6 protein-coding genes are annotated in these 12,010 nt (G+C 44.3%); 3 read left to right on the top strand and 3 right to left on the bottom strand.

The annotated features are described in order from the left end of the window. Positions 1–216: 216 nt before the first annotated feature. From A8140_RS05200 to A8140_RS05190, 3 genes are read left to right on the top strand one after another with little or no spacing between them, the layout of a single operon-like run. Positions 217–1,932, top strand: a complete 1,716-nt coding sequence (locus A8140_RS05200; protein WP_033000172.1) for a hypothetical protein — start codon at positions 217–219, stop codon at positions 1,930–1,932. A 2-nt stretch (positions 1,933–1,934) separates the two neighbouring features. Then, complete coding sequence (locus tag A8140_RS05195) at positions 1,935–3,014, top strand: TolB-like translocation protein (protein ID WP_005532039.1); 1,080 nt, start codon at positions 1,935–1,937, stop codon at positions 3,012–3,014. After that, positions 3,014–7,756, top strand: coding sequence for an OmpA family protein (locus A8140_RS05190; RefSeq protein WP_005532041.1), 4,743 nt, complete (start codon positions 3,014–3,016; stop codon positions 7,754–7,756). The genes A8140_RS05195 and A8140_RS05190 overlap by 1 nt, the downstream gene beginning before the upstream one ends. 512 nt (positions 7,757–8,268) lie before the next feature. Here the strand turns inward: A8140_RS05190 and cas6f are convergent. The 3 genes from cas6f to A8140_RS05175 are packed head-to-tail and all read right to left on the bottom strand — an operon-like array spanning position 8,269 to position 12,009. Continuing rightward, complete coding sequence (gene cas6f / locus A8140_RS05185) at positions 8,269–8,874, bottom strand: type I-F CRISPR-associated endoribonuclease Cas6/Csy4 (RefSeq protein WP_038863243.1); 606 nt, start codon at positions 8,872–8,874, stop codon at positions 8,269–8,271. A gap of 9 nt (positions 8,875–8,883) precedes the next feature. Beyond that, on the bottom strand, positions 8,884–9,915 hold the full coding sequence (csy3, locus tag A8140_RS05180; RefSeq protein ID WP_005535622.1) for a type I-F CRISPR-associated protein Csy3: 1,032 nt from the start codon (positions 9,913–9,915) through the stop codon (positions 8,884–8,886). Positions 9,916–9,921: 6 nt separating this feature from the next. Continuing rightward, complete coding sequence (locus A8140_RS05175; RefSeq protein ID WP_005535624.1) at positions 9,922–12,009, bottom strand: type I-F CRISPR-associated protein Csy2; 2,088 nt, start codon at positions 12,007–12,009, stop codon at positions 9,922–9,924. Position 12,010: the final 1 nt, after the last annotated feature.

The raw sequence follows: 12,010 nt of genomic DNA, 5'->3' as shown, positions 1-12,010 counted from the left end.
TCAAAATTTAGCTGTTATTGGTGGTTTTTTTACCTAATGTAAAGCGGGCTTTTTATTATTTTTTAATTGAAATACATCTGGTTAGAGCAAATAATGGAAATACCCCATACATGGGTAAACGATTATCAATCACCAAATCGTTAAAATTAAGTCTTATCAGCTTAACTTATCACCGTGGCCACTTTGTTTTAACGACTTGGCCACGGAGATCTGCCAATGCATCCATCTATAAGATTCATCAACAGCGCCAAGCTCTCTCGGTCTGATCTTGCTTGTCTGCTCACCCCCGAAGAATGCGTACAACAATTTTCTCGATTTCGGAATCCAACTGATGTTGTGAAAAGTTTGCCTCGCGAGTTAGCACAGCGCGTCTCACTAACGGCAAAAAAATCGACAGCGGGCTTACTCAGTGCGTTGCAAAAGGAGCTTGTTCAAGCGAACTGGATTGCACTCACGAATACACCAAACCATCATTCCCTTGATGATGCTCGATTTCGGAATGCGCCTAGACTTAAATCTCGTATTGAGACATTGGCTGACATAAAAGAGAGCCGCACACCTAAAGCATCCTACAAGCCCGTTACCGACGATGTCACCTTGGTGCGTAACTACGCTCACGTGCCTTACGAACCTAGCCCAGAACATAAGATAGTGGTGGAGTTTGCGGGACAATGGTCAAGCCATGCCGCGTGTCTAATGTTACTAAAATCAGAAGATCAGGCACCGAAAGTCACCAATGCACGAAGCGACATGGAGAATCAACACCGTAGCCTTGCCACATTTGCAGGATTGAGTGAAGAAGCAAGGGACCTCTGTATTAAAGTCCCGTGTTCTAATCAACCGCAACCCATTACTCTGCCGCTCGCAACCGCACTTACACCCGTTGAAAAAGACGCCGCTATGGAAGAATGGGATAATGTATTGATACCTGTTCTCCCTATGCTTGAAAGTGGTGGAGGATCTGAGTTGTGCTCTTCTGGGTATTTCTATGTGATTTGGAACAACAAGGTGTGGCGCGAAGTAGAGGTGGCGCCGAACGGTTACTTTGCTGACGTCGATTTAGAGTACTACCGTAATGCCGAACCAGAGGGCGGCAAAGCGTTCCGCCACGTCAATATTGATGGTGCCAATTTAGTGACTGAGTATTATGTTGGGGAAGAGCCGTTTGAGCTGTATCAAGCTGGCAGTAAAGTATATTCAGGCACACTCAATGTGGACCAAGGTGCGCGCGTCTTCCGTTTGACGGAAGAAGAAGTTGAGGTGGCATTTCCAACATTAGACATCGAGCCTATTACAGTTAAAACAGTAAAAAGCCCAAGTAAAGCTGGGGACGGTGACGATAGAGTCGCACAAGGTACGCCTTTACCTCACATTTGGGTCCCTTACAAAATCAATGGAGAGATCCAGTCAGAGTGCTATCTGCACTACTCTCCACTTCAATTAACACTCGCTGAGCTTTCGAATTTAGAGAGTGATCCTAGTTCAATCGCCAAGCCATTGGCTGAGTTGAAGGTATACAGTGATTCGCAGAGTTTCGATAATACTGGGACCGTGATCATTCCGGTTGGCACGGCAAAAGAGAGTGCATTTGGGGCAGCGTTAATCAACAGTTTTACACAAAGTAATATCGCCGGATTTAAAATGGCGCCATGCGGCGACTTACCGACGATACGCTATTTACATGAGCCTTTGGTCGATCAGCCTGATGATTTCTTTGCGCTACGCAATGTTGAGCACGATTGGATAGCGAAGTCATTTTTCCGCTCTACAAAAATCGATGATGAAGGATATATGACGCATCGATTTGCGTTTCCTCCCGAAGAAGTTGAGACCGTTGATATTGTCCGAGCAGTGCATGCGAACAGCTCCACTGGCCTTCAGCGTTTGGTGGTCTTAGAAGAAAACGTACCAATTTCAGAATTCCTAGGTTAAATATGAAAAAACTACTATCTCTTTGTTTGGCGGTACTTACGCTCACGGCGTGTACCGACGATGGCCGCACCTACGTTGGCGAACATAACTACTACACGATGGAGCCGACGGAAATCGCGGAAAGCCCATCAAGTACCTATCAGGCAGGCAAGTTCCCTCGTTATCATGTATTTCGTGCTAAAGAGTGGCCACGTGAAGATTTGAACGACGCCAGCTCATACGATTTACCGCGCGTGCAATTTACTTGGGCCAATTTATCGGAGAGGAGCGTGCTAGAAAAAGGCGCACCGGCTTACACCGATTATGAAGGACGAGTAAAAGTCTGGAGTATGAAGACCGACGGTACCGACTTACGTTTGGTCACGGATCTACCATTCAAAGATACTAACCGCGATATTGTTTACAAGAAAACCAGTCGTTCACCAAATAACCGCTACGTAGCGATGAATGCAGGAACGCAGGTAAAGGTCTTTGATATCAAAGAGCAAAAAATGATTAACCTGCCTCATCAATTACATGGTCCATCTGGTTATATTTGGGCGGAGGACAGCAGTTACCTGTATTACCGTACAGGACAAGTAGGGCGTGTGGTTTATAAGTGGGATGTGAAAACTGGTCAAGTCGAAAAAACAGATATATCAATTTCAGGCGTAGGCTTGATTAAAGATGGTTTGCTTTACCACGTTGGTACAGTTGGATCGAGCATAAGAGATGAAAAGACTAATAAGGTACTCACTCAAGTACAGTGGGGAGATAATTTACCACTTTCTGCTGTAAAAACCACCTATCAAGCGATAAGTCCTGAAGGCGATAAAACATGGGCGGCGGGATCGCGCAATGCCTTTTATGTAGATTTAAAAGAAGGTGTTGAGAAACCAAGAGAAGGTGCAATGCAGTTTGCGATTGGTTTAAACAGTAAGTACGCCTTAACCAACTACAATGCCATGCGCATGTCAGTTAAAAATAACCAGACCAAACAAACTTGGGAATGGCGAGCTCTAAGCAATAACGGTACGCGCGACCCCGCGATTGTGTACAACGTCTCTGCAAACCATGGCGATTGGTTTAAGGAGACCAAGTAATGGGCTTTCAATTTGACCAAGAAGTGTATTTATTTGGGGCTTTTTTTGAAGGTGAAAAGATAGGGGATAACGTAATTTTCCCAACTTGGCACCAAGAATCGGACTTGACCGAGAAAACAGAACTAAACGGTAAAATCCGCCCTATTCCTCAGACGCCGATTATGGTGAACGCGATAGCGGGTGTGGATGCTCAGCTTTGGGGCACCACTCTAGAAGGAAAAATCGTTGAGTTAGGCATGGGAGAGCCTTTATCGAAATCTGCAGCGCAGCCTCTTAATGGCGAAAAGGTCGATGGGGAAGAGCCTGCAACTGAAGATAAAGAAAACTTCATGATTTTGCATCCAGGTGCGCGCAAAGAGAATATCCAAAAAGACATCGATTATGAGTTGAGCTTCCCGCCGATTAGCTGGCTGTCACAGATGATTGCCCCGCCGGATTACAAAGACGGAGGCGCATCTGATGTCGCGACATTAGCAGAAAACATCAAACATTTTGCGACGACCATCGACGGGGTTGCTAATGGTAAGCGTCAAACAGGGGTTAAGTTTAAGCTGACTAAGATCAAACCATCTCAATTGGCAGCAAAATATGAAGAGGAAACGGATGGCAAGCTGAGTGAAGAGCAGAAAGCCTATAACAGTTGGTATGACAAACAACAAAATAAACCATACCTACAAGGCTTTATTGTTCCTCGTGTGCATACCTGTGCGGTGCTATTTACTGACCCATTTTATGCTGGCGCAGAGGTCACGCTGGTACAGCCCTTAAAACAGATTAAGCCTGGAGAGTCTGAGACTGCCGGTGAAACGATTATCGCCACACAAACGGTTACCAGAAGGATGCCAGAATGGGACAACAGGAGAGAGAACGATGTCTTACCCAGCGCACTTTTACACTTGGATCCCATTGATGCGAAAGACGGGTTCTATCTCATTCGGGTCGCCTTTCGCGAGCAAGAGTGGCTGGAGTTTGAAAAAGAACTGTATCAGCGGCTGAAGTTACCTGAGAGCGTCATTAGGGCCAATGTAAAAAGATCCAAAGCGTATATAGGAAACACCGATAAGCTTCAAGATGTCTACACTTACGAGCTGCATGAGCGGCTAATTTTTAAAGAGACTGCAGGCATTGGCAAAATGGCGTGTGTGTGTGGTGATATGATCACCCTTGAAGAGACGCTGATACAACAATTTCCCAGCCAGTTACCCGAGTACAGTGTGTACGCTAGCAAGGGCGTCACGTATCACAACCAGTCTAAACCTGGTATGGCCTCGTTATCACTGAGCTCGGCTATCATGAAAACCTACGATTCATTGAGCTCGGATTTTCTCTCTATCGAGGGTGCCAAAGTGTACGGCACCTTTGGTGATATGGCCAAAACCATTGGTCAGGCATTATGGGAAAATGCCGAAACGGGTAACTTGCCCGACTTCATTATGAGCGGGTTGTCTTTGAAGGCAGCGTTCGCGGCATGTAAAGATGCTCAACAGACGATTGATATTTCAAAAACTCTTGTGGCGCTACCATTAAGCGTAAAAGATTATAGAAAGCTTATCCTTAAAAAAACAGTCATCGACATTCCATATATAAAACAAGCATTCAAGGATAACGGTCAAACCCAAATATTCCGAGGTTTGGGCCGCTTATCCAAAGATTTTCTGTCTGGCACCAATCAAGCTTTACCTGTGATACAACTCGGGTTAAGCGCGATGGAGACCAAAGAGCAGTATGATAAACACATTGATGCACTCGAAGATGCCGAACAAGCCCACGACAGCCTCAAAGCGTATGCCAAACAGTACCTTTCTGCGATTGCTTATTTGCGACGCTCTGATGAGAAGGAACGATGGGAGACAAAAGCCACCGAGGTACAGGGTTTTCTGGGAAATGAAGCAAAAATCTACACCGATGCTATGGGCGTCGTGGTGCGGATCAACTTCAAATTTAACTCAGCTGAGTTTGAGAACGAGGTAAAAGCACTCAACAGTAATTATGAGGAGCTTTGTGAAAAACTGCGTAACCTATTGGTCGAGAACCCTGATTATCAGATTGCATTGATTGGCCATGGTGGCCCTATCAGTAGCCAGGAGAAAAACCTGATCGTCTCACAAAGACGAATCGATACAATAAAAGATCGGATTTTAAATGGGACTCAAGGTGACGAAAGAATAAAGCTTGAACGTAGACTCGTCACACAAGCCAAAGGTAAAGCTGAATTATTACCTAAGGAAGGCGGTTACCACGACCATGGTGACCGTTCGGATACAGCCGACATTGCTATAAACCGAAGAGTGGAAGTTCGCTTGGTTATCCCTGATTTCTCAATTTCTCTGCCGCCGAGTCGAACAGGTACCCTCGCCTTAAACCGGGCTCACCAATATTGGGAAGGGTTTAAAATTACCGCAAAAGAGGCTCAAAAAGAGGCCTTCTTCTCTGCGATTGATGTGCTTGCTACCGTCGCGCTTTGGACCCCAGCTTCCCCTATCGCCGCATATTATTTAGCAGGTAGCACAGCCGGCAAATTGCTTGGCGCTGCTACGGATTTTTATGGCGACTTGTTTGGTGATCAGACGTTTAAAAAATTAAAAGATACTTACAACACAAAAAGCATGCTCAAGACCCTTAGCATGATTAACCAAGAGTTGATCGTGTTGTACGAGGAAGTGGATACAAAACTTGAACAGAAAGAGTTAAAGCCAAGCGAGATAGCCGGTTTTCTCGAGAGCCAGGTTAATCACGACGAGCTACTTAAACGCTTTTTACTGCGAGCCTACGCTCTGAACTCATTGGTCGAGCTGTTAGCCATTTTAAGTAGCATGGATGGTGTGCTCCGTAGCTTTGATAATCTGATAGAACAGTACGAAGTGGACTTGTTCATCGAGCAATACGTGATGAGCGACAATTGGTCCATTCCTGTCAATATGGGCAATACGCTCGCTTTAAACTGGATTAATCGCAAAAAGGCGTTTAACTCTTCATTGTCCCATACGGTAAGCAGTTTGGCCTTTGATCAAGGTCGTCAGGTGCATGGCTCCTTTAACACTGGTTTCCCAGTACAAAGTCAGTTGTATTTAAACGACAAGACAGCGGACATGATCGATATCAATCTAGCCAAAAAAGAAGGCTTAAAAGCGTTTTGCAACGACTTTAATCTAACCAAGGTCGAACTCGAGGAGAAAGACATTGGCTTTAGCCGCTTATTGGTTAAAGAAGGGAACAACTGGCAACCTTACGTAGATTGGGTGAGAGAGGAAAGCGGACGCAAACTCAGACCGCAAACCCGCGTTATGCTGCAAGTGATCTTAACAGGAGAAGGCGAGCATCACTCTAAGAGTATGTTCTTACAAGAGGTGTCTTACAGCACCGAAGTCATCGGATTTAATACCAATGGCCCTGCATTTGATGTGTTGTTTACTAAAAAGAACGCGCAAGAATTACAAGATCCTGACGGCGCAGTAGCAAAGTACTTTAAACAGCATTCACAATCCGAGCTACATTCCCTTGAGTTTGAACCGACCTATACATTCGGCCATGTATACATCCATGGTTTAAAACCGCTCTGCCCTTATGTGAAAGGCATCGATTCGCTGAAAGCACTTATCAAAGGCCAATCAGTATTTGAGCACGTGCTCGACAATGATGGTTTTGACCAAATGGAATATACCTTCAGTCTCGCGAAACACGATTTAGCACTTGGCGTACGGATGGTCGGTACCAATAACCAATTTAGACTTGAATACCTCACCGCGAAATACGGGACATCGAAAGCTTCAAGCCCTCAGACAAGTCACTTTGATGGCCAAATAGAAGTGCTGAGCCAGTTTGAAGATACAGACTTCTTAATCGAAGATTTTGTAATGAGTGAATCGTCGTCAGCCCGCGATAACACACCACAAGTTATCGGCGATCAACTAACAGTACTGCAAGGGATTGAAATTGATGGTCAACTAAAGTGGGGAGAAGATTGGACAGAGCAAGCATTAGCCAGTGAGTTTGATTGGAACAAAGAAACCTCGTTTGCCGTCTGTTTTGCCCTATTCGGCGATGAGCTAGCAAGCCAAGAGTACGAGACTATGCGACTGAATTGGCGTGAACTGATGATGAAATTGAAGTTAAAAGACGGACCAACCATACACAGCGCAATGCATTATTGTGGGGAAATGAGTATCGCAACACATACGACCGTCGTCCCATCAAACAATAATTACAACGGTATGCAAAACGAGATAGTCTTTAAACTAGCGCATGACAAAACACAAAGTACGCACAACCATGATGACCTTGCACAAAGCGCCATTGACTTTTTACAAGACAATACTGCGCAGTACAGCCAGTCATTGAAAAGCAGTGACCGCAAGCATGTGTATATCGTGCGTTTCAAGTTTACTTACGTTTCCCCTACGGGAACCTTGGTAGATGGCATGCGCCCATATGGAGACATTATCGCGGGTAAAAACCTTAAACCTTTGACAGTAACATTTGAATCATTACAGCAATCAGCGCTTAATGAAGGGTATCCGCTACCTGGTATCGATGTGAGGCTGCCACCTATCAAGGACTACATGGATAAACCATGGACGCGTATCCTCAATGAAAAAGAGCCATCGAGTATTTCGGTAAGAAATCACTGGGGGAACTTAGAAAGCCCAGAACAAAAACGAGAGTTCGTTAATAAATGGATAACAGAGCAAGGGCTCTCGCTCAAAGCCCCTCAAGTTGAACTGCTCCAAATCAAAGAGATTTGAGCGTAAACCAAAAGAAAAAGGCGTCATTATGACGCCTTTTTCTTTTGTCCTAATAGAGATGTTCTATACAGTTGTTTTGACACTACCCAATTAGTGACTGCTAATGTTTTGGGATAAAAGCTCTGGAACTAGTAAATTAGATACCAATCATCTGCGCTACCTAAGACGCCAGAACCACAAAATAGTTGAGGCCGACTGCAGTTCCGTGCTGAAGTAAAAAAAACCATCAAGCCGAAACTCAATGGTTTTGATTATTAACTGCTTGTTCAGCAGGCTGGTTGCTTTCTTCCTGGCCTATTCTTAGCTGCCTATTCGGCAGGACACGGACGCGTCAAACTCAGCAATACACGCAAGATTTTCTTAGCTGCCTATTCGGCAGGACACTGTAGAATATAGTCTCTAACCACCTGATTCTGCGTGCTTAACGTCACAATTCACCAAAATACCCTTTTTCTTCTTGCATCTGTAAGTCATTGTTTTTGAATCTCTAAAAAAGAGCTCTAAAAAAAGGGTCAAACACGTAACTCTGGAACCGTGCCTTTTCTTTCTTGATTGGTGGCTAAACCGTAGCTATTAAAGTTCGCTGCACCGCGCTCACTAACAAGCTCCTTTTGTACAAACAACATATAATCTCCCCCAGATGAAGCGCTGGAGATTGGTATTCGATGGAAGCTATCGATGACACGCTCTTCGTTCGTTACTGGCAACGATGGTTCAAAACCAGATAGTTCGGCTCTCGCCATGCTACGTTTGATTCTGCGTTTCTTAGAACCTAAAAAGCTTTTCCCAATCGTTTGGTTACGGACAAACCTCACCTCAATCGCAGAGTCTGGCACTTCACAAACACTAGAAATCTCAAACAGACCTTCATTTACCATCAAAGAAAAATAGGGCTGAAAAGAGAGTCCAACCATCACCTCCTTATCATCAGCAACAAAAGCTATAGTTTGACCAACCGTAACGTCACTCCAGTCGGGAAAACTCACGCCTACCCTATTCATCGCTTGTTGGTTATTGACCATAAATAAGTGCATTTGGGATATGCACCGTCCTGCTAATAGCTCATAGTCGGCTTGTTCAGGCATGTAACGTATTGAGAAGTAGTAACGCTTCGTCATAGCTACTCCTTACTTCGCTTTGGAACAATTGAAGAGGCCGCCTTTGATCAAGACCGACATAATAAAGTGCACGTCATTTGGGATGGTCTGAGAAGCTATCATTGTCTCAATCCAATTCTCTGTATTTCTGACTAACTGGTAAAAGTCATTTCCATAGGAAACATGTCGCCTTGCTATAACGTACTCTCGGTCAGCTCCATACTCATTCACTCTTAATGGCTTATCTGCTTCTTCATGCCACCAATCATCAATCGATTGCAACGCTGCACCAATTTTCTGACCATGAAAAGCAACAGTTTCTTTTCCGTTAAATAATTCTACGGTAGCTAACTGCTTAGTAGGAGCACTATCTTCTCGATCATCCAAGAACTCTTGGCTTGGGTAAACCTCATCCCCCCAACCAACTCCAATTTTAGCTTTGACATCCATGTAGAAATATTCGGTCGGGTCAGATAGGGCTCGCATCAAATAAGCGGTAAGTTTTTCTAGGCATTCTGCTGACGCCTCATCCCAATGACCATACCAAGAAAGCTTTGTTGCGTTTTCTACAATCAAGGTTTGTGAATCACTGGTGGTCACTTCTATCGACAATTTTCGACACTCTCTGTTTCTCCAAAGCCAAGTACCAAGCAGTATATTCTTCGCGTATCTATGTGCGAGCTCCTGATACCCATTGAGCTCTTTATAAGTGTTAGCCAGTAACGAAAGTTTAGAGCGCACTTCGTCATCACTACAGGTATCTGGAGTTAGAGAGTTGGCTCGAATTCGAAGGGGAAATGCGCAGTAGATATCATCAATCCCAGGTTTGACATAACACTCTTCGATGAACTGAGGATTGGAATGAGCTAAATCTTGTGGAGCAACATTCTTTTCTACGAACTTACTCCCTTTATATGCTTCTGCATAACCACCTTTTGGTGCGCGCAACCTAGTTCTATCAATTTCGAGGGGGCACATCTCACCACTTTTAGATAGATAGTAGAAATATGCTTTGCCAGCAGAGAGTGATCGAACGTAGTTCAGCTGAGTGCAAAGTTCCATAAACGATTAATCCCTATAGTTTTTTATAAGAATAGTTTCGCTACTGCATTCTATCGACCAAAAGGCATGGTTGAAAAAGTGATCTCTTCCACTAAAACGTACTTCTATCGGATTCACTTTCTTAGCTAACCCTATCGCATTCTCTGCATAGGCGTGACAATCGGTGATCGAGTTGCGCCGTTTAGTTGGACGTTCTAACAAATGGTAGCCAATAGAAACTGGCAAATTATCAGCGCCTTTAGTCAATAAACGCTCTAGTTCATCAAAGTTACTCGGCTGGTTCTCACTTGGATATAACCATCGCCCGTAGGCTGGCAAACCTTTTATGACATGGAAAAGCTCGCTCCTACTGGTGAACGTCCTTAGCCACTCAATCTGCGTCGAGAGCTGTGGTTGGTATAATGCCCCTCCGGCGAAAGCAACGGGAAGTGCCGTTTTAAGAGCTGTCTTAAAATCTGAAATTCGGCTTTCACTATGAACTCTAATAACTAAGTCTATTTCTAGGTCCGCCAATCGTTCACTACGAATGGTAGGTCGTTTCGCGTTTGAAACCGTTCTAGCTTTAGCGACCGAGTTAGGCTCGGTAAGCTTCGCGGTCGATTGAATGTTCTCACTTCGAACATAAAAAGAGAAACTCGAAAACTCAAACGGGGAATCACAATTAACTAGCTTGTTAAACTCTCTTTGGTAATGGTGCATGAACCCCCAAATAGCCGCCAAAGAAGGAGCACCACACAAATATGGGCTACTCATTGCGACCGCGTCTTGCACTCTCATTGATGACAAATAGATATACTGCTCACCCGTTACCTTATCTTCATTGCCATTAGGTTTGCTGAGTTGTTCAAGGGTCCATACAATTTGGGCTTTGACGACCTGCATAAGCTTAGGGTGATAAGCAAACTTTGCGGCATACTTATTATTCTGAAACGTGAGATGCAAGTGACGGTTAAACTCACTGGCTAAGGAGCTTAGGTCCGATTCTGGTAGCGCCAAAAAGGCCTGAGCTAAAGTGTCATCATGTTCCAATTGCTGTTGATTAGGGTCAGCATCAACGATATCTCTTAACTCAATTAATGGGAGCATCCAAAGGGCTATCTGCTTTCGCAATATCTTACTTCTAACCTTACGATCACTCTCTCTCTGCTTCTGTGTTTTTGATGGCTCTGAACCAATTAGATGATTTAAAACCTGACAAACTTTGGTATTAGTTACCTGATAGTCATCAAAGTAGTGACCACTCTTTTTTCGACTTTCAGGTAACGTTCCACCTCTCGCTGGTTTGATGTCTAGCGGGTAGTTTAGGGCTTTCATATTCCCACCTAAACTGCCACACAAGTTCCCGATACTTGCAGAATTTGGCAGTGACGAAGACACAAAGCTAAGCTTACTTTCTCGATTTCTCGATCTCACTTCTAACTCGCTCTGAATGGCATGGCTGACCACTGGGGTCACCGAAATATAACCATCCTCCCAAGGAAACCGTAGCTGCTTACTGTAAGAGCTGACACTATCGGGAAAATGATTATCAGGGAGCAGCTCTTCAATTGTATGTTTTAAGCGAGCAAGTGACTTAGCACTTAGACCGAATTCTTTGAGCAACTCAATCCAAATAGAGCTTTCTTGCTTGATAAGTGAAAGGATGCATACGGACTGTGATTGCCAACTAAAAGGATTCAATAACCACAATGTATGGCGATACACTGCAGAGTTATGTGCCCACCCCAAGCGCTGCTCTAATACTCCGCTTGAAATGAATACCTCGGTTGTCGTAAGAGCCTGTGCAACTATCCGCTGATCTTTAACTCGGCAGTCTGGAAACTTGAGATTATGAGTGTGGAACCATTTGATTTCATCAAGGGACGCATCTAGGTTCTCAGCCGCTTTTAAATGCCTTTTAGCACGAGCTAAATCCAACCAATCCGAGCATCTATCCGCTTGATGGCTTGAACTGAGATTGAGCAAGATCGTTAATGCCTCTTTTTCAAACCCTTCAACACAGACATCTTCCGTATAGGGCATGAACATCTTCTTTAGCGTAACCTGCTTTACTGCTTCGTCTTCAATTGCCAATAAGTCACATAATTTCGTCATA

Origin of the sequence: Vibrio campbellii CAIM 519 = NBRC 15631 = ATCC 25920 (genome assembly GCF_002163755.1) — a bacterium.
In the GTDB taxonomy this organism is placed as follows: domain Bacteria; phylum Pseudomonadota; class Gammaproteobacteria; order Enterobacterales; family Vibrionaceae; genus Vibrio; species Vibrio campbellii.
This window is presented reverse-complemented; position numbering and strand designations above follow the sequence as displayed.